Genomic DNA, 24926 nt, shown 5'->3' with positions numbered 1-24926 from the left:
GTGTCTTGCGCGAGGCTGGCGCGGGATGTGCCGGCGACGACCATCAAAACACCAGCCGGTAGCCGAGGAACCTCTTGGAATCGATCGGGTCATGGCCGAGCTTCTCGCGCAATTTCTTGCGCAGCTTCGAGATGTGGCTCTCCACCACGTTCTCCTCGACCTCCTCGTCGAAGATGCCGTAGATGGCGTTGAACACCTGCGTCTTGGTCACGCGCCGGCCGCGATTGCTGGCCAAATATTCCAGGATGCGCCGCTCGCGACGCGGCAGCGGCAGCGGCTCGCCGTCGATCTCCGGGTCGCGCCCGTCCATGAAGATGCGCATCGAGCCGACCTCGGTGTAGGCGGCCTCTTCGCGGGCGCGGCGGCGGATGGCGGTGATGCGGGCGAGGATTTCGCGGATGTGCACCGGCTTGCGGACGACGTCGTCGACGCCGCTCTCGAAAAGCCTAAGCGTGTGTTCCAGCGAGTGCTGTTCGCTGAGCGCGATCACCGGCGCGCCGGTGCGGTCGCGGATCTGGCGCGGCGAGATGGCGCCCTCGCGGCAGTCGCCGATAAGGAAAGCCCTGACCGATCTCAAGTCCGTGTCGGCGGCAGAGTTCACCCACTCGCCGAACTCGCCTGGCGCGAAGCCCGCGGTGGCAACGCCCTCGCGATCGAAAAGTGAGCTGTAGCCCTCAGTTACGAGCTCGCGCTCATCAACGATCACGATCATCGGCCCGCCCTCCGAATCATCTCATTTGCCCCGTGCGGAAAGCGGTATCCGGTGCGGTGAATCCTGAAAAACCGTCATTTCTTGTAGCTATTTTCTTGGGAGTTTTTTTGGGAGCCGTAATAAAGCCGGCCGTGAAGGGACTATTCGCGGCACTGGATAGAGGGCTGCCGGCGGCCGCTGTGAACCCCATCGCGGCGGACCAAAGGCATATGGTTTGGCAACTACGGGTTGCAGAACGCGCTGGCGTTCGGCGTCCATTTGCCGAAGCCGGTGGCGACCATGTTGGCGATGACGCGGCAGACATAGACCTTCTGCGCCGGGTCGTTGTCGGGGCCGGCATGATAGCGGGCGACGGCCATCGACCAAGTCATGTGGCGGGCGTGGAGGCTCGCCAGGAAGCGCGCGGCGTAGTCGACGTTCTGGTGCGGGTCTAGCATGTCCTCGACGCTGCGGAACTGCGCGCCATGATAGCGATGATTGATCTGCATGCAGCCGAGATCGATCAGCGTCTTACCCTCGCGGCGGGCATTCTCGAACGTCGCCAGCGCTTCGCCCCTGCTGCGCGGAAAAACAGCCTTTCCTTCTACATTCAAAGCGTTGGGCTGAAGGCTGCCCTTCTTTCCCGTTTCTGTTAGGCCGACCGCGTAAAGGATACCGGCCGGCACGCCATAGCGATCGGCGGCGCGCAGGATTTCCGGCTCGCAAGGATTGGGCGCGGCTTTGGCGGCGACGGTCGCGGCCAGACTAGATATAGATATCGTCGCCAGCGCGCTCGCGAAGAGGCGAAGCAGCGCGGCCGAATTCCTGTGCGCCATTGCCGTCGTTCCTTCCCGGTTGCCGATCGCCGCCGGCGCTGTTGCCGCCCGAGTTCCCGGGCTGGAACGAAGGCTGTTCGCGGCCCGTGGACATCGGCGGTGCGCCGCTCGCTTCGACGCGACCGGGCGAATGGACCGCTATCGAGGGTTGCATGATGGTGACGTGATCGACGTCGAAACCAAGACTGCGGAGCGACTTGACGATGGCGTCGCTGTCGGCGGTCAGACGGCGGTACGCCTCGTGCGTTTCCGGCTTCATCTCGATCGAAAGCTGCTCTCCGGAAAGACGCAGGCTGGCGGTGACCGTGCCGAGGTCAGCCGGGTGGAGCTCGATCTTCAGGACATGTGTCGAAACGGCAACAGAGTTGGTCGCGTGCGAGCCGATCGGAGCGCTCGAGTAGGCCTGCTGAACCCCGCTGTCAGAGGCGATCGCCTCAGCCAGCGCCGATACCGTCTGGCCGAAGGCGTTTTGGGCCGGCGCGGGGAAGCTCTGCTGGCTGACCACATCCATGCGCGCGGCGGCAGAGGATGGCTTGGCTTGATTGTTCGATGCGAGGGCTTGCGCCGTTTGCGCGGTCTTCTGGGCGGCCGCCGGACGCCAGCCTTGCGGCGTCGTTGCGTCGGTTGCGGCTCCTTGCGTTCCAGACAGGATGTCGTCCTTGCGGATCGACATGTCCGGGCCCTGACCAGCGCCGGCCGGTTTCTGTCCGAAATCGGGCCCGGGCTTCTCGGTCGCCATCGTCGCGCGACCGGATCGCGGCAACGGCTCGCTGCCTTCGGAAGCGTCGGCCAACATGCGTTTGCCTTGACGGATCGCCAGCTGCGAAGACGCGGCCTGGCCGATCGAGGGCTCTCCCTCGACAGAAGATCCACCGCGCTCGGCATTTGTCGACGTTGCGAAGTGGCGGATGTCGCCCAGCGCCATCAGCAGGGGAAAACCGTCCTGAAGCAGAGCGCTATCTGACGATTGCGCCGCCGCATCGGCATCGTCCGAGGCCTTTACATGGTCAGCCTCGGCGCCATTCTTCGCGGCCTTTGCGGCCGCTGGCTTCGGCGCGGCAGTCTTGTTCTGGCCATCCTGATCGGGTGGTGGCTTGGGCGGACCGGCGAGGGCGCGCCGCGCCGGCTGCGCATCGGAAGACACAGGCTCGGCCGGCTGCTTTGCCTGCCGCGCCGATTGTTCGGCGCCATGCACCATCTCGCCAAAATTCGAGCCGTTTTCCTTGCTGTCGGCAGGATGCTGCCGCGATTGGACCTGGGCGGATGCAAGTCCCGGCGTGGCCTGGCTCACGCTGTTCATTTGGGCGCTGGTCATTTGGGAGCGGCTCCGAGTAGCTGGTCGATCTGGTCGAGCTGGCGGCGCGCTTTGAGCATCGCGGCATCGGTGGGATCGTGCGGATCGAGGCTTGCTGCGGCCTCCGGCGCGGATGCAGGCAGCACGGATGGCGTTTCGGGCTGTGCAGGAGCGGGGGCTTGAGCCTCGGCCGCGGCCTGAGCCGTCATCGGCGGAGCCGGCGGCGCGGATGCTGCGGCCGGCGCGTCCGCCAGCTTGACCGGGGCCGGCTGCTCGGCCATCGCGCCCTCCACTGGTGGCAACCCTTCGGCGTCGGCCTGGCTCGCAGCCTCGGTTTCAGCGGGTTTCGCGGCATCGCTCTTTGCCGGACCTGCGGCCTCCGTCTCATTCATGGCGGCCGCACGCACGGGAGCGACGACCTCGCCGGCAACGGCCTGTGCCGCATCGAGCAAAGCGCGGTCGCTCTCCGAAAGCTTGCCGCGATCGATCTTGCCGAGCCTCGCGCGTACATCATCGATCGTGGCCGATGTCACCGTGGAGAGGCCCGAATAGAGCACGGCGCGCGGGTCGTCCTGATTGCCTTTGCCGTTGCGGCCCTGCTCGGCCCGGGCCGAGGCGAAGGCGGAGAGGTCGCTCAGCCCGTCGATCGCGGCGCGGCGCGCGATGCGCAGATAAATCACCTTCTCGCGCTCGGGGTCCATCATCGAGGTGATGTCTGCGAGCTTGTCTTGGCTGATCGACATGTGCAGCGCAATCACACCGGAGACGAAGGAATCGGCGAACTGGCTGGCATAGGGGGAATAGAGATAGCCGGCGACATATTGCGTCGAGGCAAGCGCGAAGCGCGCGGCGTCGCCTTGAGTCGCTGCGAGGCCGACCGAGCGGCGAAGCGCTGCCTCCTCGACCAGTGTGCCGGGGCTGAGCAGGCGGGCCTCGTCCAGCAGCGTCAGCGCCGTTGCGGGTTCATCGGTCGCAAGCAGCGAGCCCTTGACCAACGCCAGGAAGGCGCCGAGGTCGGCGGGCACGCTCATCGGGTCGATCGGCTTCAGGATTTCGATTGCCGCGGCCGGCCTGCCGTTGAGATAGGCGACGACCCCTTTGGCGATGGCGAGGCTTTGCGGGTCGGTCGCCGCGCGCGAAGCTGCCGCCTCGACTGTGGCGGGATTGCCGCCGCTCATGCCGTAGACGAGCAGAGCGCGGAAATTCTTCGGGTCCTTGAAGTCGGCGGCATCGGCGGCGCGAAGCCTCGCATCGGTCATTTCGAGCAGCTTGGCCTGCATCGGCAGCGCCGCATGATCGCCTCCGGCGATGCGGTCCTGGACCAACTGCAGCGAGCGCACCAGCTGGTAAGGCTGCAGGCCGTCATCCTGTGCAAAAGCGGCAGCGGGCGATCCTGCGGCGAGCAGCAGCAGCCCGACTGCGCGGCCGATGGCGGTCCTGACCCTCATCCGCCGGTCGCCATCAGGATCTCGATGCGGCGGTTGGCGGCGGCCAGCGGATCGGACGCGATCTTGGGCTGGCGGTCGGCGAAGCCCGCGACCTCGGTGATGCGGCTTTCGTCGACGCCGCCGCGCACCAGCATGTAATAGGCGGAGTGGGCGCGGGCGGTGGACAGCCGCCAGTTGTCGTAGGCGCCGCTGCGGAACGGCCGCGCATCGGTATGGCCGCCGATGGTGAAGGTGCCCTTCTTCTCGTTGATGATGCGGCCGATCTTCTCCATCGCCAGCACCATCTCGCGACGCGGCACGGCCGAGCCGATCTCGAACATGCCGAAGTCGAGCTGATCGGTGATCGAGATGACGACGCCCTTGTCGGTTGCCTCGACGGAGACGCCCTCGGCCAGCTTGTCACCGGGCGCGAAAGCCTTGGCCAGTTCCTGCTTGATTTCGGCGGCCGCCTTGAGGGCGGCGCTGCTCGGGACCTTCTTTCCGTTGTCGGAGGCTTGCTCCGGCTCCGCCTTTGCCGGCTCGGCCGTCGCCGCTTCGGCCCCTGCGGCTCCCGGCATCGCAGCATCGGTCGCAGCAGCCTCCGCTTTTTCGGCTTCTGCCTTTTCAGCTTGGGCTTTCTCGCCCTTGATCGCCTTGCCTTCGGCCTTCCCGACTTTCGTGTCGCCGTCCGATCCGGCGACCACCTTGGCACCGGGTTTTTCCGGTGCCGCCAGCGGCTCGAGCGGCGCATCCAACTGCGGCGGTGCCGGCGGAGCGGCCTTGACTTTCGGCACATCGGTCTCGGCGACCTTCTCGCCAGGCCTGGCCGGATCGCCTTCGATCCTCCTGCGTTCGGCGCTGGCTTCGGCGCCAGGCGTCGCAACCTGCTGCGACCAGAAGTCCGGCGCGAAAGGATCGCGATAGGATTCGCCGCCGGAAGCGCCGGTCGCCGGACCGGCGTTCTGAGCGCCGCCTTCACCCTTGGCGCTGACATTCTGCATCACGCCGGTATCGGTGGCGATCTCCGACAGCACGGCATAGGGATCGGCAAACAGATGCTCGTCGGAGAGATCGGATTTCTGCGAGGCCTCCTTCGTCTGCCTGCGGTCGGAGGAGCCGGCGCCGCCCTTGCCGTCCTCGCCGGCCTTGCTCGCGCCATCCTGCGGATTGTCGGCGGTGAGGCCAACCTTGCTCGGGCCGTCGCCAAGATCTTCCAAGCCCTTGCGGCTGGAATTGCGATCGATCAGCTCGACCGGGTTGAAATAGCTGGCGACCGCCGCCTTGGTCTGCTCGTTGGCGGCGTTGATCAGCCACATGACGAGAAAGAAGCACATCATGGCGGTCATGAAGTCGGCAAAGGCGATCTTCCAGACGCCGCCATGATGGCCGTCGTCATGACCGTCGTGGTTCCGCTTGACGATGATGATCTCATGCCTGGCCTCGCCGTGGTCGATGGCGCTCATGACAGGACCTCCGACAGGGAAGCCGACCATTCGGCGATGCGCGTCTCGAAGACGGTTTCATCGATGGTCACGGTCAGGTCGAAGCCGGCGGCCTCGGTGAAATCGAGATTGGCCGCGCGATCTCCAAGCGACGCCTTCAGCGGCTCGAACAGCGACAGCGGCCCGCGCACGCCGATACGCACCGCCTCACTGTCGGCAATCGCGGCGCTTACGGTACGGGCAAGAGCTTCGATCGAGCGCTCCTGCAGATCATCGCTGACCACGCCGCCGATGATGCGGGCGACGGTGGCGGCGGTGAGCTCGGCCACGCGCGCTTCCATGGCATCGATCCGTGTCGCGACCGCCGCGCCCAGATCGCCGCCGAAGCTTTTGAGGAACGCCTTTGCCGCATCGTCATTGGCCTGGCGTTCGGCCTCGAGGGCCGCCTCGTGGGCGGCCGCGAGCCGCGCCCCGAGTGCTGCTTCCGCATCGGCCACCGCCTCGGCGATCAGCGCGCCGATGTCGGCCTGCGGTGGCGATACGTCTGGCTTGCGCTCGATGTCAGGCGCTGACGGTGCCTGGCCGGCGCGCGGGGCGCGCGAACCGAAATCGGGCAGGAGATCGAAAAGGGCCGCCGAAGCCATGGCTTAACCCGCGGCTTCCGGGGCGGCCGACCATTTGCGCAGGATCTGGGCGGTGCGTTCCTCGTTGAGGTCGACCATGCGTGCTAGCCGTTCCTGCGGCGCAGGCCTGATCTTCTGGCGCAGGTCGTCGAGCGGAGTGGCGCCCGGCCGGGCGCCCGGCAGCGCGCCGACGGCCGTGTCGGCTGCGATTGCGGCCACCGGCGCGTCGGGGGTCGGCAGCGAGCGCTGGACATCGTCGAAGCTCGGGCCGGAGAGGGCCGCGGGCTTGGCCGACGCCGTCAGCGCGGCCGCCATCGGTCGCAGGCCGAAGAAGGCGACCAGGAACACGACGACGATAAAGGCGCCGGCATTGATCAGCGTGCCGGTGTATGTGCCGATCGAGGCGAGGATGCCCGGCTGGTCGATCGGCTCACCGTCCAGCCCGTCGATGAACTCGACCGCCGAGACATCGATGACGTCGCCGCGCTTCTCCTCAAAGCCGGTGGCGGAGGCCACCATCTTCTGGATATCGGCGACGCGCTTGGCAATCTGCTCGGGGGTGGCGTCCTTGCCGAGGATGGTCTTCAGCCGATCCTGGTTGACGACGACGGCGATCGACATCTTGGTCACCGAGTAGCCGTTGGAAACGGTGGCGATCTTCTTGGAGTTGATCTCGTAGTTGGTGATCTCCTCCTTGCGGTCGTTCTGCGAGGAGGACTGCGGCCCTTCAGTCGTGGTCGTCTGCGTCTCGGGCAGGTTCTGCTCGACGCTGGTCGGGTTCGAGGCCTGCTTCTGGTTGCTGGCCTCGTTGGTGCGCACCGACTGCACCGAACGCTCGACGCGGGATTCGGGATCGAAGATCGTTTCTTCGGTCTGACGGGTGTCGGTATTGACGTCGGCCTTGACGCTGGCGCGGAAATTGTCGGGGCCGAGATAGGGCGTCAGCGCGCGGCGGATGTTGTCACCGATCTGCGCCTCGACCGTCTGCTCGACGCCGAGCGTGCGGGCAGCACTTGTGTTGGAAGTGTCGTCGCCGGCGGCGAGCAGATTGCCGTTGGAATCGAGCACGGTCACCTTGTCGGCCGACAGGCCGGGAACCGCTGCGGCGACGAGGTGGCGGATCGACTGGGCGCTCTTCTCGGCATCGACGCCGGCATAGCGGATGACCACCGAGGCCGAGGGCTGCTGCTCGTCGCGGCGGAAATTGGCACGCTCGGACATGACGATGTGTACGCGCGCCGCCTTGACGCCGGCGATCGACTGGATGGTGCGCGCGATCTCGCCTTCCAGCGCACGCACGCGGGTGATCTGCTGCATGAACGAGGTGAGGCCGAGCGAGCCGACATTGTCGAACAGCTCGTAGCCGGCGTTGGCGCTGGTCGGCAGGCCCTTTTCGGCCAGCAGCATGCGCGCCTGCGCGGTGGTGCCGGCCGGCACCAGCACCGATGTTCCGTCGGCGCCGACATCGAAGCCGATGCCGGCCTCGCCCAGCACCAGGCCGATCTGGTTCACGTCGCTGCGGTCGAGCCCGACATAGAGCGTCTCGTAGGCCGGGCGATTGAGATAGACCGAGCCGACGCCGATGACGGCCATGACCAGCGCGGCGATGCCGCCCATGAGAGCGAGACGCCTGACGCCGAAGCCGCGGAGGTTCGCGATGAGGCTCTGGATCTGTTCCGGCACGATTCAACCGCTCCCAGCATGACTTTCCGCCGGAAGACTAGACCGCGAAGCTTGTGCGAGGATGATAGCGCATGCGGCCAGGAGCTATGCGAGGCCCGAACGGCCCGGAGGCAGCGGTCCGACGCGCAAGAAAAAGGCCGCGCTCAGGACGCGGCCTTGCGATGGAGGGGTTGCCTCAGCGGAAATATCAGCTCTTGAACAAGGCCAGGATCGACTGCGAGTTGCCGTTGGCGATCGACAGCGCCTGGATGCCGAGCTGCTGTTGCACCTGGAGCGCCTGCAGGCGGGTCGATTCCTTGTTCATGTCGGCATCGACGAGGGCACCGACGCCCTTGTCGATCGAATCGGACAGGTTCGACAGGAAGCTCTGCTGGGTGTCGATGCGCGACTTGGCGGCGCCAAGGTAGGCAGCGCCGGTGGAGAGCTTGGCAAGCGCGGTTTCAACGCTGTCGAGCGCGGTGTCGACGGCGGTGTCGGAAACGGCCGCGGCACTCGGATCGAAGAAGGTCGTCGCAAGCAGCCCGCCGACGATGCCGCCCGTGCCGGCGGTGTCGAGAACCTGCGTGTCGGTCGCTGCCACGTCGATGGTGTCGATGGAGACGGTCGTGCCGGTGCGGTTGTACGAAGCCACGACATGCAGGTCCGAGGCGGCCGTTCCGTCATTCTGCAGCAGGTTCGAACCGGCATAGCTGGCATTGGTGACCGACGACCTGATCTGGTCCTGGATGGCCTTGATTTCGGTCGCGATCTTCTGCTGGTTGTCCTGACTGGCGCCGCGCGCGGTGACCAGCTTGGCCTTTATCGCGTCGACCTGGTCCTTGATGTCGGTGATGGCGGTGTAAGCTGTGTCGACCTTGCCGGCGCCGAGGCCGAGCGCGTCCTGGACGGCCGAGAGCGCCTTGTTGTCGGACCGCATCGAGGTGGCGATCGACCAGTAGGCGGCGTTGTCGGAAGCGGTGGCGACACGGTAGCCGGTCGAGATGCGGCCCTGCGTCGTCTCAAGCGCCTTGTTGGTGGCGTTGAGGCTCTGCAGCGCGGTGAGCGCGGCGGCGTTGGTCATGATGCTTGCCAAGATACACCCCTTCTCAAAGCAGGCATGCCTCGCGCATGCCGGTCAACTCTCTGGCGGGGGCGGTCATGCCTGTCGACCGTCGGTCGGCCCGTCATAGCGATTGGTTAACCATAGCTAGCGCGTCACAGTTAACGGCGCGTTAAAAGCCAGCCTTGAAACCGCGGTGCGGTAATATTTCTCGAGGGAAGAGGCGCGCCTCGGAGGGGCAGCAGCATCAAAAATGAAAATCGGGCCGCGCTGGTGGCGCGGCCCGACAAAGATGCCTGAAGTTCGCCGGGCGATCAGCCGCGGAAGAGCGACAGGATCTGCTGCGAGTTGCCGTTGGCGATCGACAGCGCCTGGATGCCGAGCTGCTGCTGCACCTGGAGGGCCTGCAGGCGGGTCGATTCCTTGTTCATGTCGGCGTCGACCAGAGCGCCGACGCCCTTGTCGATCGAGTCCGACAGGTTCGACAGGAAGCTCTGCTGGGTATCGATGCGCGACTTTGCGGCACCGAGCGAGGCGGCGCCGGTGGACAGCTTGCCGAGCGCCGTTTCAACGGTGCCGAGCGCGGTGTCGATGGCGGTGTCGGCGACGGCGGCGGAGCTCGGATCGAAGAAGGTCGTGGCAAGAAGACCGCCGACGATGCCGCCGGTGCCCGCCGTGTCGAGGACCTGCGTGTCGGCAGAGGCCACCTTGATGGTGTCGATCGTGACGGTCGAGCCGGTGCGGTTGTACGAAGCAACGATGTTCAGATCGGAAGCAGCCGTGCCGTCGTTCTGCAGCAGGTTCGAGCCGGCGAAGTTGGCGTTGGTGACCGACGACTTGATCTGATCCTGGATGGCCTTGATTTCGGTCGCGATCTTCTGCTGGTCTTCCTGGCTGGCGCCGCGGGCGGTAACCAGCTTGGTCTTGATCAGGTCCACCTGATCCTTGACGTCGTTGATGGCGGTGTAGGCTGTGTCGACCTTGCCGGCGCCGAGGCCGAGCGAGTCCTGAACGGCCGAGAGCGCCTTGTTGTCCGACTTCATCGAGGTGGCGATCGACCAGTAAGCGGCGTTGTCGCTGGCGGTGGCGACACGGTAACCGGTCGAAATGCGGGACTGGGTGGTCTCGAGCTGCTTGTTGGTGTTGTTCAAGCTCTGCAGCGCGGTCAGCGCAGCGGAATTGGTCATGATACTGGACATGATACTCGTACCTTGGTTTTTACACGGATTTTTTTGACATACCGGCTTGTCCGGTATGACGGTGCGGCATCATGCCAATGATCGTTGAGACCCGATCACCCGCCATCTGGAGCGGACTATGCGGGCAACTTCCTACCAAACGGCTAAACTGGACGGTTAATCCAAAATAATTCGCGCGGGCTTTAGCAGGCGAAGCCTTAAGTGTCGTCCTCGAGCCCGGCGGGGCGGTCAGGTAAAGGATCGCACCAGGCTGCCGACCAGAAGGTTCCAGCCGTCGATCAGCACGAAAAACAGGATCTTGAACGGCAGGGAAACCACCGTCGGCGGCAGCATCATCATGCCCATCGCCATGGTCACGGTGGCGACGATGAGATCGATCACCAGGAACGGCAGCACGATCAGAAAACCGATCTCGAAGCCGCGCCTGATTTCCGAGATCATGAAGGCGGGCACCAGAATGCGCAGGTCCACGGTGTCGCGCGAGACGGTCTGGCCGCGCTCGCGGGCGAGATCGGCAAAAAGATCGAAATCCTTGTCGCGCACATTGTGCAGCATGAAGCTGCGGAACGGATCCGAGATCTTCTCGAAGGCCTCGGCCTGGGTGATCTGGTTGTCCATCAGCGGTTTGACGCCCGTGTTCCAGGCCTGGTCGAAGGTCGGCGCCATGACATAGAAGGTCATGAACAGCGACAGCGAGATCAGGATCAGGTTGGCCGGGGTCGACTGCAGGCCGATGCCGGCGCGCAGAATCGAGAAGGCGATGACGAAGCGGGTGAAGCTCGTCACCATGATCAGCAGGCCCGGCGCCACCGAAAGCACGGTGAGCAGCCCGAACATCTGGATGAGATAACCGACCGTGGTGCCGTCGGCCTTGCCTATGCCGCCGAGATCGAGCTGCTGGGCCGCGGCGACAGAGGTGGTGACGACGATGAGCGCCGTGGCGATGAGGAACTTTCTCATTCGAGCAGCATCGTCCTGATGAGAACCTGTTTGACGTGGCCGCCGCTGCGCAGCGCCGCACGCTCGTCGAGATCGGCCTTGAGATGCTGGTAGCCGCTGGCGCCTTCGATCTGATGCATCTTCAGCGTGCGCACGAACGCCAGCAGGTCCTGATGGATCTGCTCGGTCATATCCTGCGGCTGCGGCGCGTCGTAGAGCACCGATGCCTCCAGCCTTATCCAGACTTCGCTGGGTGCGGCGAGATTGGTGGTGATCGGCGCCAGTTGGACCACCGTCGGTCCGGCGATCTGTTTGCCCACTTCGGCCGACTTCTCCGGGTTGCCAGCGTTCTCGGGTGCGGCAGGAACAGGCGCCGGGGCTTCTCCCTGCTTGAGATAGCCGCCCGAGAACCAGCCCATGCCGACGGCCGCGCCCGTCATGGCCAACAGCATGGCGAGCTGGACCACAAGGGAAGGTCCCTTCTTGGACTGAGCCTGCTCGACATTTGCCACGACAGCGATCTCCCCGGCCTAGAAAGGAAGAACCTGGTCGAGGATCTGCTGACCGTAGGCCGGCTGCTGGACCTCGCTCACGCGGCCGCGTCCGCCATAGGAGATACGTGCCTCGGCGATGCGCTCGTAGGGGATGGTGTTTTCGGCGCCGATATCGGAGGGACGCACCATGCCGGCGATGGTGAGGACCCGAAGTTCGTAATTGACGCGCACTTCCTGCGAGCCCCTGATCATCAGATTGCCGTTGGGCAGCACTTCGGTGACGACGGCGGCGACATTGAGCTCGAGATTCTCCGAGCGATTGATCTCGCCGTCGGCGTTGGTCTCGGTGCTGGAGCTCAAGCCGGCATCGCCCTTGCCGCTGGTGCTCTTGCCGTCCCAACCGAGCGTCACGTCGTAGCCGAGCTTGCGCGCGGCGGTGCGGCTGCGGTCGTTCTTGTTCTTGAAATTGGCCTTGTCGTTGAGCTTGATGTTGACGGTCAGGATATCGCCCTCGCGCAGCGCCCGCGGATCGGTGAAAAGCCTGCTCTGGCGATCATCCCAAAGCGAGAATTTCTTGACGGGTCTCGCCGGCGGCTCCGGATAGGAGTAGGGGGCTGCGCCGCCATTGCCGATGCCGGAGCCGACCGGTGAGAGCGCAGGCTCCCGGCCGACTTCCTTGAGATCGGTGCCGCAGCCGGACAGTGCCGCGACCGCGACAAGGACGAGCAATTTCAACTTCATGATGGATCAACCCTTCGCGCCGCGCTGGCCATGATGCCGGTGAGCGTCGCCGCCGCCTTCTGGTCCATTTCGTTGAGGATGACGCCGGCCTTGCGCGCATCGAGCTTCATCAGGATGGCCGCAGCGAGCTCGGCGTTGACCATTGCCAGGCGCTCGGCCGCGGCGTCTGGCTTCATGCCGGCATAGATCTTGACGACGCTCTCTTCGGCGCGCGCCAGGAATACCTCGCGCCGCTTCAGCCACTGCTCGTACTCGGCGCGTTTTGTCTCCAGCGCCTTCATGCGCTCGTCGATGCCTGCCTGGAGCTGCTTCAGCTCCTCGGCCTGCAACGCGTAGCGGCGGTCGCGAGCCGCATCGGCGATGTTGGAGCAGAAGCGCTGGATCTCGCTCTCGTCCGGCGCCTTCCCGCGCGCGAGATCAGCCGGCTGGGCCGGGGCCTGTCCGCCGGGCAGCACCTGGCGGACTTCTTCCGCGCGACCCGGAGTGCCGCCCATCAGCGCAGCGATCGCGACAGCGGCTAGCAGCTTCATGGTCGTATGAAGTCTCGGGCGACGATGCGGGTTTGAGGAGAAGAGCTCGATCATCGGCATGCCTATTGGAGAACCAGGTCGGCCTGCAGGGCGCCGGCCGACTTGATGCCTTGCAGGATGGCGATGATGCCGTCGGGCTTGACGCCGAGACGGTTGAGACCGGAGACAAGCGTTTCAAGATCGGGGCCGTCGAGCACGGCGACGCGGGCGTCGGGTCGCGAAGCCTCGATGGCGGTGAAGGGCTCGACTGCGGTCACGCCCTTGGAAAAGGGCTCGGGCTGGACGACTTTCGGCGCTTCGGTGATGCGCACCGTGAGCGTGCCGTGGCTGATCGCCACGCGCGAGATCTTGACGTTGTTGCCGATGACGATGGTGCCGGTGCGCTCGTCGATGACGACCCGGGCAGGCGCATCCGACTCGACGACCAGATTTTCGATCTCGGCATAGAAGCGCGCGGCCGATACGTTCTTCGGCCGTCTGATCTGCACGGTGCGGGCATCGCGCTCGGCCGCAACGCGCATGCCGAAGCGCTGCGAGGTGTAGTCGTTGATGGCGTCCGCGATGCGGATGGCGGTCGAGAAATCGGGATTGCGCAATTGCAGCGTCAGCACGCGCTGGTCATCGAACTCGGCCGGCACCGAGCGCTCGACGATGGCGCCGTTCGGCACGCGGCCGGCGGTGGGCACGCCTTGCGTCAGTTGCTCTGCCTGGCCCTGGGCGGTGAAACCGCCCACGATCACCGAGCCTTGGCCGACGGCGTAGATCTCGCCGTCCGCGGCCTTGAGCGGCGTCATCACCAGGGTGCCGCCGGCAAGCGAGGTGGCATCTCCCATCGAGGAGACGTCGATGTCGATGCGCGCGCCCGACTGGACGAAGGGCGGCATGTTTGCGGTGACGATGACGGCGGCGACGTTCTTGGCGCGCGCGCTGCCACCTTCGGTGGCGATGCCGAGGTTCTCCAGCATGGCGCGGATCGACTGTTCGGTGAACGGCGAGTTGCGCAGGCTGTCGCCGGTTCCCGCCAGGCCGATGACCAGGCCGTAGCCGACGAGCTGGTTGTCGCGCGCGCTCTGCAGCTGGGCAATGTCCTTGATGCGCGCGGCGACCTGGCCGGGCGGCAGCGTGCTCGGTCCCGTCGAGACGCGGAACATGCGGGTGGTGGTGGCCGGATCGTATTCCGGATCGTCGTAAACGCCGCCATTTTTCTGCGCAAGTTCGCGCTTGGCCTTGGACGTGAGCCCATCGGCGAATGCGGGCTGAAGACCGATCGCGGCGCTCAGCAGAAGGGCAAAGACGCGCCTCACGATGCGCCGACCCGAATCGTGCCGTCGGCCATTACTGTGCCGGAAATGATCTTGCCGCTGTCGACATTGCGAATTTTGATGAGGTCGCCGGCGGCGCCCGGCTGCAGCGTGACGCCGGCGGCCGAGATGGTCAGCGCTCCGGCGGTGAAATAGATCTGCACCGAGGCACCCTGCTCGACCAGCCAGGCATCGCGGATCGCGGCCGCCGGAATGTAGCGGCCGGGCACGAGGGTGCGCTTGGCGACCTTGCCCTGAAGTTCCTCGGAGCGCGTCGCCATTCCGTCCGGCTTGTGCTTGCCCGGGACAAGCGTCACCTGCTTCAGCGCCGCAAGTTCGATCGTCTCGCCGGGATAGATGACCCGGTTGGGGATCAGCACGGCTTCGCCGACCGCTTGATTGGCGGCGAGCTGGTTGGCCGACTCCCCGGATCGCAAGGGAGATGGGCCCGTCTCTTGCGCAAGCGCCGGCACGCCGACGACCACCAGCGCAAGGGCCAGCACGGCGCGACGAAAAGCAGGGCAGGAAGCCGGCATGGCCATCGTCGGTTACCTGATGTTCTTTGAGACCACCGAGGCCATGTCGTCGGCGGCCTGGATGACCTTCGAGTTCATTTCATAGGCGCGCTGCGCCGAGATCAGCTCGGTGATTTCCTTGACCGGATCGACGTTGGAGGACTCCAGATAGCCCTGCTCGATGGTGGCGAAGCCCGGATCGCCTGGAACGCCGACATTGGCCGGGCCAGAGGCCGCCGTCTCCTGGAACAGATTGTCGCCGAGCGGCGCCAGGCCCGCCTCATTGGCGAAGTTGGCGATCTGAAGCTGGCCGAGAAGCTGAAGGTCGGTCTGGCCGTCGATACGGGCAAAGACCTGGCCGGTCTTGTTGACGATGACCTCGACCGCGTCGGTCGGCACGGTGATCGCCGGAATGACGGTGGCGCCGTCGGCGGTGACCAGCTGCCCGGTGGCATTGGTGTTGAAGGCACCGGCGCGGGAGTAGAGCGTGCTGCCGTCGGCGCCCTCGATCTGGAACCAGCCGCGGCCGGTCAGCGCCAGGTCGAAGCTGTTGCCCGTGCTGGTCAGCTCGCCCTGTGTATGGACGTTGCGCACGGCCGTCGTCTTGACGCCGAGGCCGATCGAAACGCCCTCGGGCACAAGCGAGGTGTTGGAGCGGTTGGGCACCCCTTGGGTGCGATCGACCTGGTAGAGCAGGTCGGAGAATTCGGCGCGCGCCCGCTTGTAGCCGGTGGTGTTGATATTGGCGATGTTGTTGGCGATGACTTCCAGATTGGTTTGCTGGGCGTTCATGCCGGTCGCGGCGATGGCAAGGGCTTTCATGACGCGGTCCTAGATACTCATGCGGCTGATTTCGAGATAGGCCGAGACGACCTTGTCGCGGATGGCGATCGTCGTCTGCAGGGCCTGCTGGGCGCTCAGCACCGCATCGGCCACTTGGCGGGTGTCGGCGTCGCCTTTGAGCGCCTGGATCGACATCTGCTCGGCGTTCTGCAGCGTGTTGACGGTCTTGGTCGCAGCCTGGCTGAGAGCCTCCGCAAAGCTGCTGCCGACGCCTTCGCCTGCTTTGGTGCCGACACCGCCCTGAAGCAGGCCCGGCGAGGCGGCCTCCGTGCCGTCGATTGCCGGTTTGAACTGTAGTGCCCCGATACCGCCGATCATTACTGGTTCCTCATCAGGTCGATGGTCATGGAAATCAGATCGCGAGCCTGCTTGATGACCTGCAGGTTGGCCTCATAGGAGCGGTTGGCCTCGCTCATGTCGGCCATTTCGACCAGCACATTGACGTTGGGCATCTTCACGTACCCTTTTGCGTCGGCGGCCTCGTTGCCGGGCTGGAACTCGATCGGGAAGTCCGACGGGTCGCGCGCGATCGAGCTCACCTCGACCAGCGAACCACCGCTCGTCCGGTCGAGCTCGGACTGGAAGCTGATCGTCTTGCGGCGATAGGGATCGGCGCCAGGCGTGTTGCCCGTCGATTGCGCATTGGCGAGGTTCTCCGACACCACGCGCAGACGCTCCGACTGGGCGCCAAGGCCGGATGCCGCGACTTTGAGGGCTGCGGTCAGGGCGTCCATGGTCAGCTCTTCACCACCATCGTCATCATCGAATGGAAGGCTTTGACGATCGCCGTGTTGAGCTCGAAGGAGCGGCGCACTTCGCCGGCCTTCATCAGCTCGTCCTCGAGCACCACCGTGTTCTTCGACGGCATTATCGAGCCCGTGACATCCTCCGGCTTGAGATTGAAGCCGGCATTGGTCCCCTCGGCGCCCAAATGGCCGGTCTGGGTGGCCGCCAGCGTCACCGCAGTCCGGTCGAGGACCTTTTCGAACGGTTCGACGTCGTTTGCCGTGTAGCCCGGCGTGTTGGCATTGGCGATGTTGGATGCGATCGCGGACTGGCGCACGGCCAGCCATTGCGACTGCCGGGTGGCGAGGTCAAAGAGGTTGACGGGTTCCATGGGACTCTCCGGGCGAGTACGCACAAGACTAGGCCGCCAGTCTTGCGCGGACCTTGCGCGGAGCGAGCCCGCGGCCCGTTACGAGACCATCACCTGGAAAGCTGGATCACCTTGTTGGCATCGGTGATGATCACCCACTTGCCACCGCGCTGCTCGATCGCGGCGACGCGGCTGGAGTCCGGCAGGACGGAGCCGCGCTGGACGATCCACAGGCCGGTGTCGTCCTCGATCATCGCGCGGCCATTGGCGACATGCACCATCCTGAATTCCGCCGCGGCCGCAGGGAAGGGCTGGTCGCCAGGCGCCGGCGGGGGTTCGTCCTGCACCGTTCCGGTGGCCAGCAGGTCGATATCGGCGTTGGGAACGTCCTTGGCCGTCAGCGGTCCGCTGCGTTCGGCCGCGACGCCGCCGCCGTCGCGTCCCGAATTGCTGCCGCTGCCGCCGAACTTGATGGTCTGAACGCCGAACTGCTCCTGGTTGAAAAAGATATACCAGGGAAACAGCGCGCAGATCAGGCCGAGCGTGATGCCGAGCGCTGCGACGACGAAATCGCTGCGCCGGTCCGCTTTCCTGTTGGCCAGGCGGGGGAACTGGACCGGCGGCGGCTGCGGCCACTCCACCTTTTTCGGGAACAGGCCGTTGATGAGCGAGTCGCGGCTGGCGTCGGCCTCCTCGGCGGCCTTGGCCTCGTCAATCATCTCACGCAGCATGCGCTCGGTCTGTTGCAGGTCAGTCTCCTTGATCGCCATTCTGCTTCCCCTTGAGATGGCGGGCGAGATCGGTGAACGGATCGGCCGATGCGCGATCCCTCGGCGACTGCGTGAGCGCCTCGTAGATCAGCGGCACCTGGCGCACGGCGATGTCGAGCTCGGCGTCGGCGCCGCCCTGATAGGCGCCGAGCAGACGGATGTCGCGCGTGTCCTCGAAGCGCGCGATCATCGCTTTCAGCCTTGTCACCAGCATGCGCTGCTCCGCGCTCCAGGCCTTGTTGGCGAGACGTGAGATCGACGACAGCGGATTGACCGGCGGGTAGCGTCCCTGCTCGGCGATCGCGCGGTCGAGCACGACGTGGCCATCGAGGATGCCGCGCACCGAATCGGCCACCGGATCGTTGTGGTCGTCGCCGTCGACCAGCACCGAGATGATGGCGGTGATCGAGCCTTTGCCCTCGGCGCCTGGTCCGGCGCGCTCGAGCAGCTTGGGCAGATCGGTGAAGACCGATGCCGGGTAGCCGCGCGCGACCGGGGGCTCCCCGGTGCCCGTCGCCACCTCGCGCAGCGCATGGGCAAAGCGGGTGATCGAATCCAGCACGAGGAGCACGCGATGGCCCTGGTCGCGGAAATGCTCGGCCACACGCATGGCTGTGTCGGGCGCGCGCCGGCGCATCATGGCGCTCTCGTCGCTGGTGGCGACGACCGCGACGGTCTTGGCCATGCTGTCGGCGCCGATGGTGTCCTCGAGGAATTCGCGCACCTCGCGGCCGCGCTCGCCGATCAGCGCCACGACCACCGTGTCGAAGGCCTCGGCGCCGGCGAGCATGGCAAGCAGCGTCGACTTGCCGACGCCTGAGCCGGCGAAGATGCCGAGCCGCTGGCCGAAGCAGAGCGGCGTGAAGATGTCGATCACCCGCACTCCGGTCAGAAAGCCGGTGTCGACCCGCTGCCGCGACATGGCGCCGGGCGTCAATGTGTCGGCGCTGCCGGCGGCATTCGGCCTGACCAGCGGCGGGCCGCCGTCGATGACGCGAGTCAAAGCGTCGATGGCGCGCCCGCGCCAGGAAACATCCGGCGCGACCGCGAGTGGGCCGCGCCGGAAAACGGTGTCGCCGATGCCGGCATCGGCGTGGCGCTCGAACGGCGCGACCACCACCTCGTCGCGGCCTATCCTGACGATCTCGCCGCGGCGCGTGCCGGTCTTGCCGCGCTGCTCGACGATGTCGCCGAGCCTGGCAATGTCCGAAAGGCCGCGCACCTTGTAGTGAGTGGGCGAGATCTCGACGACGCGGCCGCCGCGGCTGAGCAGCGTTTCCGGGTTGTCGAACCGCCGCCAGATGCGTTCGAGCGCGGCCAGCCGATCCGTGGGACCGGCGTCTGCAAGCTTCTCAGGCGCGCGGAGCAGGGACGAGCCGTTCGCCATCCCGTTACTTGTCGCCGAGCGTCTTAATCGCATCGTCGGTGGACGAAGCACTCTGCCGGATCAGCGCAGCCGTATTCTCGAAGGCGCGCTGCACCTGGATCAGCCGGGTCATCTCCAGCACCGGATTGACGTTGGATTCCTCGAGAAACCCTTGAGCTACGCCGACATCGGAGCGGTCGGTGACCGGTTCCGGGCGAACGATGCCCGAATTGCCGTAGCGGACGAAATTGGCGCCGGGGTCGAAATCGTAGAGGCCGATGGCGCCGACGAGCTGGTCGTTTTGGCGTAGCGAGCCATCGGCGCCGGCCTTGGGCGGACCGTTGCGCGGATCGAGCTGGATCGGCGCGCCGCCGCTGTCCAGCACCGGATAGCCTTCGATCGACATCAGCTCGCCGTTCTCGTTCATGGAGAAACGGCCGTCGCGGGTCATCACCGTGCCGGCCGGCGTCTCGATGGCGAACCAGGCGTCGCCTTGGATGGCGAAATCGAAAGGATTGCCGGTTTCGGTCAGCGAGCCGTGCGCGCTGGAAAGATAGGTCTTGCCGGAGGATGCGAAGGATACCGACTTCGGCCCGGTGCCGGAGACTACGTCCTCGAATTTCACGCCGGTGGCGCGAAAGCCGATGGTCGAAGCGTTGGCGACGTTGTCGGCGATGGTGTCGAGACGGCGTTCGAGCGCAATCTGCGAGGAGAGGGCGACGTAGAGACTGTCCTGCATGGTGTTCTCAGAACTTCAGCTTCTGCATGGCCATCATCAGATCGGTCGAGATGCCGACTGTCGTCGGTTGCGCGAACAGCACGCTGACCGAGGTCACGGCAGTGGTCGTCGGGTTGTTGATCTCCCACAGGCTGGTGAAGCGGGTAAGGAAGGTGTTCAGCTTGTCGGGATCCTTGAAGTCGGCGATATCGAGCTTCTGCTCGAACATCTGCGCCTGCTTGTCGATGTCGGCGGAGGCGATGGAGTCGGGCAGGCCGAGAGCCGTGCGCACCACGCTCGAAAGGGCCGTGTCGGCGAGCACGTCATACCAGCTGTTGATGTCAGGCGCCTTACGCTGGAAATAGAGCGCCAGCCGCACGCCCTGATTGGTCTCGCCGGCATTCTCCTCCAGCGTCTGGCGCATGTATTTATCGACCGCGCCTTGCTGGGCGGAAGGATAGAGCGTGGCGGTCGAGCCGTAAGCCGCAAAGTTGAACGCTTTGACGAAGTCGGCGTAACGTTTGTCGCTCAGCTTGTTGGCGAAGCTGTCGGAGTCGGACACGCCTTCCTTGAGCGCCTTGACCATGAAGGCCTTGGCATAGGCCATGTCTTCCAGCCCGTACGCCTTCATCGCGTAGTTGAACAGCCGAGTGTTGTTGACGAAATCGTCGATGCTTTTAACGTTGCCGATATTGGCCAAATAGTAGTCGGTGTCACGCTTCACGACGGGCTGCGACTCGACCTGGTCGATTGCCTTTGGGATGTCCTTGGCGATGAGCTGATAGCTCGTATAGGTGTTCAACATCTGCGCCTCCGGCCGAAGCTTTCCGGTGACGATAGCGATGCTTCCTTGTGCGAGGCTGAATCGGTTTCCGCATCGCGATTCAAGCCTCACACAAGGCACGAGGACTATCCCTGATCCCCGACGTGACATGTGGAAGGACCTGTCGTGGGTATTCTGATCGGACTTGTGGTGACGCTTGGCTGCGTGCTCGGTGGCTTCATGGCCATGGGTGGGCATCTGCATGTGCTGATCCAGCCTTGGGAAGCGGTGGTCATCTGCGGCGCAGCGCTCGGCACTTTCCTCGTCGCCAATCCGATGAAGACGGTCAAGGACACCGGCAAGGGCATTCTCGAGGCCTTCAAGCAGGCCGTGCCGAAGGAGCGCGACTATCTCGAAACGCTTGGCGTCCTGCACAGCCTGATGCGCGAGTTGCGATCGAAGTCGCGCAGCGAGGTCGAGGCGCATATCGACAATCCGGAAGAGTCGGCAATCTTCCAGGCGTTCCCGACCGTGCTCAAGAACCACGACCTGACGCATTTTATCTGCGACTATTGCCGCATCATCATCATCGGCAATGCGCGCTCGCACGAGATCGAGGCGCTGATGGATGAGGAGATCCAGACGATCCGCACCGACAAGCTGAAGGCCTATCACGCGATGGTCGCGGTCGGCGATGGCCTGCCGGCGCTCGGCATCGTCGCGGCCGTGCTCGGCGTGGTGAAGGCGATGGGCGCGCTCGACCAATCGCCGGAAATTCTCGGCGGGCTGATTGGTGCTGCGCTCGTCGGAACCTTCCTCGGCATCTTCCTGTCCTATGCCGTGGTCGGTCCGGTCGCCACCAAGATCAAGACGGTGCGCGAGAAGAAGAACCGCCTCTATATCATCGTCAAGCAGACGCTGCTCGCTTACATGAACGGCGCCTTGCCGCAGGTCGCGATCGAGTTCGGCCGCAAGACCATCTCGTCCTATGAGCGTCCGACGATCGATGCCGTCGAGCAGAGCACGATGAGCACCGGCACCGCCGAGAAGAAGGCGGCCTGAGCATGCAGAACTTCAGCCGGGGCCGCTTGCCGTCATGACCAGTCCGGCAAGTCCGTCGCAAACCCGGGCTCTCATCATCGAGCGTCTCGTCGGCGACAGCGGCGAGGCCGCGCAGGTGATCGGCGTCGGCCGCGGCATGGCCGAGCGCTCGCTCCCGCTGCTGCAGAAAGCCCTTTCCGGAGAGCTTGGCGCGCCGGTCACCGTCGACCTGCAGGCGGTCGAAGTGGGACGTGTCCCCGATGCGCGTATGCGCGCGGGCGAAACCTTCGCCATGACCATCGTTCCGTCGCCGACGTCGGCCGACGCCATGACGCTCGTCATGGACGCGCCGGCGATCGCCGTCATGGTCCAGGCGCTGTTCGGCGGGGACCCGGATCAGCCGGTGGCGCCGATCGAGCGCGACCTGTCACAGATCGAGACCGACGTCGCCACCACCGTCTTCCAAGAGGTTGCGATGGCGCTGAACGGATCGGGCCGGCGTTCTCTCGAGCTGCGCCAGCCTGTCCCGAGGGCGATGTCCGGCAACGAGGCGAAACGGCGCGTGCTGCGCGACGGGGCGGCGGTTCGCATCATCTATGGCATCTCGACGCCGACCGACACCGGCACGGTGACGGTGATGATCCCGCAGCGAATCCTTTTGGCGACCCGCGGCGCCACCGCAGATCACGGCGGCGACCAGACGACGGAATTCGACTGGCGAGCCCGCTTCTCGGAAGAAGTGATGCGCTCGGCCGTGCGGCTCGAGGCCACCATGCCGCTCGCCCGGCTGTCGCTTGGCGATCTCGCCGCCTTCCAGCCCGGACAGGTGATCGAGTTCGAGGAAGATGCGCAACTGCAGGCAAAGCTCAGCGCGCGCGACAAGACGCTGTTTGTCTGCGAGTTCGGCAAGCTCGGACAGAACTACACGGTCCGCATCCGGCATCCCCACGATGGCGGGCAGGGTTTCATCGACGGATTGGTGCCGGGCTGAGGCCTGGCTTGGGATTATTGGAGACGAGGCATGGCAAAGACCAACTTGGAAGCCGAACCCGAAGCCGACCAGCCGGACGAGCAGCTCGACCGCGCCATCGAGGAATTGCGCGGCGTGCTGCGGGAGGAGGAGAACCGCCCCGACGCTGCCCTGCAGGCCGGCGCCAATTCCTCGATCATCATGACGATTCCGGTCGATGTGCAGATCATTCTGGGCAGCACCGAAATGCCGGTGTCGGAGCTGATGGCGCTGCAGAAGGGCTCGACGGTAGCGCTCAACCGCCGCATAGGCGAGCCGGTCGACGTGGTGGTCAACGGCCGCAGAATCGCGCGTGGCGAGATCACGGTGCTGGAACACGATCCGTCGCGCTTCGGCATCAGGCTTACCGAAATCAACGCTGCTACCAAGAGCGCCTGAGCATGGACGGCGAGAGCATTCACCGGCAGCGGAGCCAGGCCCAATGACATCGTTGACGCTGACGCGCCCGCAAAAGGCCGCCGCCATCCTGGTGGCGATGGGCAAGCCCTCGGCCAGCCGGCTGCTCAAATTCTTCAAGCAGGAGGAGCTGAAGGCGTTGATCGAGGGCGCGCGGCTGCTGCGCACCATTCCGCAAACCGACCTGGAGCGCATCGTTGCGGAATTCGAGGCCGAGTTCACCGAGGGCGCAGGCCTGCTCGATTCGGCGGACCGGATGGACACGATCCTCAACGAATCGCTGTCGCCGGAGGAAATGAGCGCGATCATGGGCGAGAAGAAGTTCGAGCCCGCTCCTGAGGGACCGTCGCCGATCTGGCCGGATCTGGAAAAGCTCGAGCCGACGCGCCTGGGCACCTTCCTCGCCGGCGAACACCCGCAAACGTCCGCCATGGTGCTGTCGAAGCTTGCGCCGCAGACCGCGGCCAATGTGCTGCTGACGATGGAAAAGCCGATACGCAGCCAGATCATCAAGCGCATGGTGACGATGGCCAACATTCCGGATGCGGCAGCCAGGATCGTCGAGAACCAGTTGCGCGCCAGCGTGCTTTCGCAAAAAGCGACCAGGGACACCTCGGTCGGCCAGGAGCGCGTCGCCAGCGTGCTCAACGAGATGGCCAAGCCCGAGCTCGACGAACTCATGCAGGATCTGGAGGAAGCGGGCACGCCCGATCTGGCCGGGGTCAGGTCGCGGCTGTTTGCCTTCGACGACTTGCCGCTGCTCGCCCAGAAGGCGCGCGTGCTTCTGTTCGACGGGCTGTCGACGGAGCTCGTCACACTGGCTTTGCGCGGCGCGCCGGCGGAGCTAACCGAATCCGTGCTGTCGGCGATCGGCGCTCGCTCGCGCCGCATGATCGAATCCGAGCTCGGACAGGGATCGGAAGGTATCGCGCTGGCCGACATCATGGCGGCGCGAAAGACGATCGCCGTGGCGACCATTCGTCTCTCGCGGCAGGGAGCGTTCGAGCTTCCCTCGACGCAGACCACCGCCGAAGCCGCCTGACGATAGCGATGCGGTCAGGGCACCATGGCTGACGCGGTCGACAAGGATTCCAAAACCGAGGAAGCCACAGAAAAGAAGATCCGCGACACGATCGAGCAGGGCAAGCTGCCTCACTCGCGCGAGACGGCGATCTTCGCTTCCTTCCTCGCCATACTGGTGTTCAGCGTCTTTTACGCCAAGGACGCCATCGTCAATCTCGGCATGTTCCTCGCCATGTTCCTGGAAAAGCCGGAAGCCTGGCCGATGGACACCGAGACCGACGTCATCGAGCTCTACAAGACCGTGCTGTTCGAAATCGGCCGCGCCGTCGTCAGCCTGCTGGTGCTGCTGGTGGTCGCCGGCGTCGGCGCTTCGGTGTTCCAGAACATCCCGCAATTCGTCGGCGAACGGATCCGGCCGCAGCTGTCGCGCATTTCGATCGCCAAGGGCTGGAGCCGCCTGTTCGGCGTGCAGGGCTTTGTCGAATTCGCCAAGTCGCTGGCCAAGCTTGCCTTCGCGATCGCCGTGCTCGCCTTCACGCTGTCGGAAGATCACCGCAGGCTGCTCGCCGGCATGATCACCAACCCGGTGTCGTTCGGCATGGTCATCCGCGGCATCTTCGTCGACATATTGGTGGCGATCGTCTTCGTCATGGGGGCGGTCGCGGTCGCCGATATCGTCTGGTCGCGCTTCCACTGGCGGCGCGACCTGCGCATGACCAAGCAGGAAGTGAAAGACGAGCTGAAGCAGTCGGAAGGCGATCCGATCGTGAAGTCGCGCCTGCGCTCGCTGGCGCGTGACCGGGCGCGGCGGCGCATGATGACGGCGGTGCCGCGCGCGACGCTCGTCATCGCCAATCCGACCCACTATTCCATCGCGCTGAAATATGTGCGCGAAGAGGACTCCGCTCCGCTGGTGCTCGCCAAGGGCCAGGATCTGGTGGCGCTGAAAATCCGCGAGATCGCGAGAGAGAACAACATCCCGATCTTCGAGGACGTGGCGCTTGCCCGCTCCATGTACAAGCAAGTTTCAGTTGATAGCGTGATCCCGTCGCAATTCTACCAGGCGGTCGCCGAATTGGTGCGGATCGTCTACTCGAAGAAGGCCGAGCGAAAAGTAACCCAATGA

At 65.1% G+C, this 24926-nt stretch carries 28 protein-coding genes; 5 read left to right on the top strand and 23 right to left on the bottom strand.

Annotation, left to right across the window (positions count from 1 at the left end):
- Window positions 1-43: 43 nt before the first annotated feature.
- From CK222_RS11350 to CK222_RS11240, 23 genes are all read right to left on the bottom strand, one after another.
- The gene (locus CK222_RS11350; protein WP_067002421.1) at window positions 44-712 is read right to left on the bottom strand and encodes a response regulator transcription factor; all 669 of its coding nucleotides are present in this window, start codon (window positions 710-712) and stop codon (window positions 44-46) included.
- 221 nt (window positions 713-933) lie between these two features.
- Window positions 934-1527, bottom strand: coding sequence for a transglycosylase SLT domain-containing protein (locus CK222_RS11345; protein ID WP_245433010.1), 594 nt, complete (start codon window positions 1525-1527; stop codon window positions 934-936).
- On the bottom strand, window positions 1457-2842 hold the full coding sequence (locus tag CK222_RS11340; RefSeq protein ID WP_095800445.1) for a flagellar hook-length control protein FliK: 1386 nt from the start codon (window positions 2840-2842) through the stop codon (window positions 1457-1459). Before CK222_RS11340 ends, CK222_RS11345 begins: the two co-directional genes overlap by 71 nt.
- On the bottom strand, window positions 2839-4269 hold the full coding sequence (locus CK222_RS11335; RefSeq protein WP_095800444.1) for a chemotaxis protein MotC: 1431 nt from the start codon (window positions 4267-4269) through the stop codon (window positions 2839-2841). Before CK222_RS11335 ends, CK222_RS11340 begins: the two co-directional genes overlap by 4 nt.
- Window positions 4266-5711 (bottom strand): MotB family protein, encoded by a 1446-nt coding sequence (locus tag CK222_RS11330; RefSeq protein WP_095800443.1) that lies wholly within the window; start codon window positions 5709-5711, stop codon window positions 4266-4268. The genes CK222_RS11335 and CK222_RS11330 overlap by 4 nt, the downstream gene beginning before the upstream one ends.
- Window positions 5708-6334: a hypothetical protein gene (locus tag CK222_RS11325; RefSeq protein ID WP_095781153.1), complete on the bottom strand. Its 627-nt coding sequence runs from the start codon at window positions 6332-6334 to the stop codon at window positions 5708-5710. Before CK222_RS11325 ends, CK222_RS11330 begins: the two co-directional genes overlap by 4 nt.
- 3 nt (window positions 6335-6337) lie before the next feature.
- Entirely contained in the window at window positions 6338-7996 is a 1659-nt protein-coding gene (fliF, locus tag CK222_RS11320) for a flagellar basal-body MS-ring/collar protein FliF (RefSeq protein WP_095800442.1), read from the bottom strand.
- A 187-nt stretch (window positions 7997-8183) separates the two neighbouring features.
- A complete protein-coding gene (locus CK222_RS11315; RefSeq protein WP_067002412.1) occupies window positions 8184-9068 on the bottom strand; it encodes a flagellin in 885 nt (294 codons plus the stop codon).
- 281 nt (window positions 9069-9349) lie between these two features.
- Window positions 9350-10234: a flagellin gene (locus CK222_RS11310; protein WP_067002410.1), complete on the bottom strand. Its 885-nt coding sequence runs from the start codon at window positions 10232-10234 to the stop codon at window positions 9350-9352.
- Between the two features lie 228 nt (window positions 10235-10462).
- Window positions 10463-11194 (bottom strand): flagellar type III secretion system pore protein FliP, encoded by a 732-nt coding sequence (fliP, locus tag CK222_RS11305; RefSeq protein ID WP_095777164.1) that lies wholly within the window; start codon window positions 11192-11194, stop codon window positions 10463-10465.
- Window positions 11191-11685 carry a flagellar basal body-associated FliL family protein gene (locus tag CK222_RS11300; protein WP_095800441.1) on the bottom strand — a complete coding sequence of 165 codons (495 nt, stop codon included), beginning with the start codon at window positions 11683-11685 and terminating at the stop codon, window positions 11191-11193. Before CK222_RS11300 ends, fliP begins: the two co-directional genes overlap by 4 nt.
- Window positions 11686-11703: 18 nt before the next feature.
- Entirely contained in the window at window positions 11704-12408 is a 705-nt protein-coding gene (flgH, locus tag CK222_RS11295) for a flagellar basal body L-ring protein FlgH (RefSeq protein ID WP_067002405.1), read from the bottom strand.
- Entirely contained in the window at window positions 12405-12938 is a 534-nt protein-coding gene (locus CK222_RS11290; RefSeq protein ID WP_095800636.1) for a MotE family protein, read from the bottom strand. The genes flgH and CK222_RS11290 overlap by 4 nt, the downstream gene beginning before the upstream one ends.
- A 62-nt stretch (window positions 12939-13000) precedes the next feature.
- Window positions 13001-14242: a flagellar basal body P-ring protein FlgI gene (locus CK222_RS11285; RefSeq protein WP_095800440.1), complete on the bottom strand. Its 1242-nt coding sequence runs from the start codon at window positions 14240-14242 to the stop codon at window positions 13001-13003.
- The gene (gene flgA, locus CK222_RS11280; RefSeq protein WP_095800439.1) at window positions 14239-14781 is read right to left on the bottom strand and encodes a flagellar basal body P-ring formation chaperone FlgA; all 543 of its coding nucleotides are present in this window, start codon (window positions 14779-14781) and stop codon (window positions 14239-14241) included. Before flgA ends, CK222_RS11285 begins: the two co-directional genes overlap by 4 nt.
- Window positions 14782-14787: 6 nt before the next feature.
- Complete coding sequence (flgG, locus tag CK222_RS11275) at window positions 14788-15576, bottom strand: flagellar basal-body rod protein FlgG (RefSeq protein WP_067002397.1); 789 nt, start codon at window positions 15574-15576, stop codon at window positions 14788-14790.
- Window positions 15577-15585: 9 nt separating this feature from the next.
- On the bottom strand, window positions 15586-15915 hold the full coding sequence (locus CK222_RS11270) for a flagellar hook-basal body complex protein FliE (protein WP_095800438.1): 330 nt from the start codon (window positions 15913-15915) through the stop codon (window positions 15586-15588).
- Window positions 15915-16331, bottom strand: coding sequence for a flagellar basal body rod protein FlgC (gene flgC, locus CK222_RS11265; protein WP_067326083.1), 417 nt, complete (start codon window positions 16329-16331; stop codon window positions 15915-15917). Before flgC ends, CK222_RS11270 begins: the two co-directional genes overlap by 1 nt.
- Window positions 16332-16333: 2 nt before the next feature.
- A complete protein-coding gene (gene flgB / locus CK222_RS11260) occupies window positions 16334-16714 on the bottom strand; it encodes a flagellar basal body rod protein FlgB (protein ID WP_095800437.1) in 381 nt (126 codons plus the stop codon).
- Between the two features lie 89 nt (window positions 16715-16803).
- Window positions 16804-17463 carry a hypothetical protein gene (locus tag CK222_RS11255; RefSeq protein WP_095800436.1) on the bottom strand — a complete coding sequence of 220 codons (660 nt, stop codon included), beginning with the start codon at window positions 17461-17463 and terminating at the stop codon, window positions 16804-16806.
- Window positions 17444-18850, bottom strand: coding sequence for a flagellar protein export ATPase FliI (gene fliI, locus CK222_RS11250; protein WP_095800435.1), 1407 nt, complete (start codon window positions 18848-18850; stop codon window positions 17444-17446). The genes CK222_RS11255 and fliI overlap by 20 nt, the downstream gene beginning before the upstream one ends.
- Before the next feature lie 4 nt (window positions 18851-18854).
- Entirely contained in the window at window positions 18855-19568 is a 714-nt protein-coding gene (gene flgF, locus CK222_RS11245) for a flagellar basal-body rod protein FlgF (RefSeq protein ID WP_095800434.1), read from the bottom strand.
- Between the two features lie 7 nt (window positions 19569-19575).
- Window positions 19576-20352: a DUF1217 domain-containing protein gene (locus CK222_RS11240; RefSeq protein WP_067326092.1), complete on the bottom strand. Its 777-nt coding sequence runs from the start codon at window positions 20350-20352 to the stop codon at window positions 19576-19578.
- A gap of 144 nt (window positions 20353-20496) precedes the next feature.
- On the opposite strand from CK222_RS11240, the gene motA reads away from it, so the two are divergent.
- From motA to flhB, 5 genes are read left to right on the top strand one after another with little or no spacing between them, the layout of a single operon-like run.
- The gene (motA, locus tag CK222_RS11235; RefSeq protein ID WP_095781161.1) at window positions 20497-21372 is read left to right on the top strand and encodes a flagellar motor stator protein MotA; all 876 of its coding nucleotides are present in this window, start codon (window positions 20497-20499) and stop codon (window positions 21370-21372) included.
- Window positions 21373-21406: 34 nt separating this feature from the next.
- Window positions 21407-22342 carry a FliM/FliN family flagellar motor switch protein gene (locus CK222_RS11230; protein WP_095800433.1) on the top strand — a complete coding sequence of 312 codons (936 nt, stop codon included), beginning with the start codon at window positions 21407-21409 and terminating at the stop codon, window positions 22340-22342.
- A gap of 30 nt (window positions 22343-22372) precedes the next feature.
- Window positions 22373-22759 carry a flagellar motor switch protein FliN gene (gene fliN, locus CK222_RS11225; RefSeq protein WP_095800432.1) on the top strand — a complete coding sequence of 129 codons (387 nt, stop codon included), beginning with the start codon at window positions 22373-22375 and terminating at the stop codon, window positions 22757-22759.
- Window positions 22760-22802: 43 nt separating this feature from the next.
- A complete protein-coding gene (locus CK222_RS11220; RefSeq protein WP_095800431.1) occupies window positions 22803-23819 on the top strand; it encodes a flagellar motor switch protein FliG in 1017 nt (338 codons plus the stop codon).
- Window positions 23820-23843: 24 nt separating this feature from the next.
- A complete protein-coding gene (flhB, locus tag CK222_RS11215; RefSeq protein ID WP_095800430.1) occupies window positions 23844-24926 on the top strand; it encodes a flagellar biosynthesis protein FlhB in 1083 nt (360 codons plus the stop codon).

It is taken from the genome of Mesorhizobium sp. WSM3866, assembly GCF_002294795.1.
Classification (GTDB): Bacteria; Pseudomonadota; Alphaproteobacteria; order Rhizobiales; family Rhizobiaceae; genus Mesorhizobium.
Note: the sequence above shows the minus strand (reverse complement) of the source record. Positions and strands in the feature narration are given on the sequence as shown.

Bases quoted from the DNA above. Each gene is read 5' to 3' on its own strand.
- CK222_RS11350 (WP_067002421.1), bottom strand. From the start codon at position 712: ATGATCGTGATCGTTGATGAGCGCGAGCTCGTAACTGAGGGCTACAGC.
- CK222_RS11345 (WP_245433010.1), bottom strand. From the start codon at position 1,527: ATGGCGCACAGGAATTCGGCCGCGCTGCTTCGCCTCTTCGCGAGCGCG.
- CK222_RS11340 (WP_095800445.1), bottom strand. From the start codon at position 2,842: ATGACCAGCGCCCAAATGAACAGCGTGAGCCAGGCCACGCCGGGACTT.
- CK222_RS11335 (WP_095800444.1), bottom strand. From the start codon at position 4,269: ATGAGGGTCAGGACCGCCATCGGCCGCGCAGTCGGGCTGCTGCTGCTC.
- CK222_RS11330 (WP_095800443.1), bottom strand. From the start codon at position 5,711: ATGAGCGCCATCGACCACGGCGAGGCCAGGCATGAGATCATCATCGTC.
- CK222_RS11325 (WP_095781153.1), bottom strand. From the start codon at position 6,334: ATGGCTTCGGCGGCCCTTTTCGATCTCCTGCCCGATTTCGGTTCGCGC.
- CK222_RS11310 (WP_067002410.1), bottom strand. From the start codon at position 10,234: ATGTCCAGTATCATGACCAATTCCGCTGCGCTGACCGCGCTGCAGAGC.
- fliP (WP_095777164.1), bottom strand. From the start codon at position 11,194: ATGAGAAAGTTCCTCATCGCCACGGCGCTCATCGTCGTCACCACCTCT.
- flgH (WP_067002405.1), bottom strand. From the start codon at position 12,408: ATGAAGTTGAAATTGCTCGTCCTTGTCGCGGTCGCGGCACTGTCCGGC.
- CK222_RS11290 (WP_095800636.1), bottom strand. From the start codon at position 12,938: ATGAAGCTGCTAGCCGCTGTCGCGATCGCTGCGCTGATGGGCGGCACT.
- flgA (WP_095800439.1), bottom strand. From the start codon at position 14,781: ATGGCCATGCCGGCTTCCTGCCCTGCTTTTCGTCGCGCCGTGCTGGCC.
- flgG (WP_067002397.1), bottom strand. From the start codon at position 15,576: ATGAAAGCCCTTGCCATCGCCGCGACCGGCATGAACGCCCAGCAAACC.
- CK222_RS11270 (WP_095800438.1), bottom strand. From the start codon at position 15,915: ATGATCGGCGGTATCGGGGCACTACAGTTCAAACCGGCAATCGACGGC.
- flgC (WP_067326083.1), bottom strand. From the start codon at position 16,331: ATGGACGCCCTGACCGCAGCCCTCAAAGTCGCGGCATCCGGCCTTGGC.
- flgB (WP_095800437.1), bottom strand. From the start codon at position 16,714: ATGGAACCCGTCAACCTCTTTGACCTCGCCACCCGGCAGTCGCAATGG.
- CK222_RS11255 (WP_095800436.1), bottom strand. From the start codon at position 17,463: ATGGCGATCAAGGAGACTGACCTGCAACAGACCGAGCGCATGCTGCGT.
- fliI (WP_095800435.1), bottom strand. From the start codon at position 18,850: ATGGCGAACGGCTCGTCCCTGCTCCGCGCGCCTGAGAAGCTTGCAGAC.
- flgF (WP_095800434.1), bottom strand. From the start codon at position 19,568: ATGCAGGACAGTCTCTACGTCGCCCTCTCCTCGCAGATTGCGCTCGAA.
- CK222_RS11240 (WP_067326092.1), bottom strand. From the start codon at position 20,352: ATGTTGAACACCTATACGAGCTATCAGCTCATCGCCAAGGACATCCCA.
- CK222_RS11230 (WP_095800433.1), top strand. From the start codon at position 21,407: ATGACCAGTCCGGCAAGTCCGTCGCAAACCCGGGCTCTCATCATCGAG.
- fliN (WP_095800432.1), top strand. From the start codon at position 22,373: ATGGCAAAGACCAACTTGGAAGCCGAACCCGAAGCCGACCAGCCGGAC.
- CK222_RS11220 (WP_095800431.1), top strand. From the start codon at position 22,803: ATGACATCGTTGACGCTGACGCGCCCGCAAAAGGCCGCCGCCATCCTG.
- flhB (WP_095800430.1), top strand. From the start codon at position 23,844: ATGGCTGACGCGGTCGACAAGGATTCCAAAACCGAGGAAGCCACAGAA.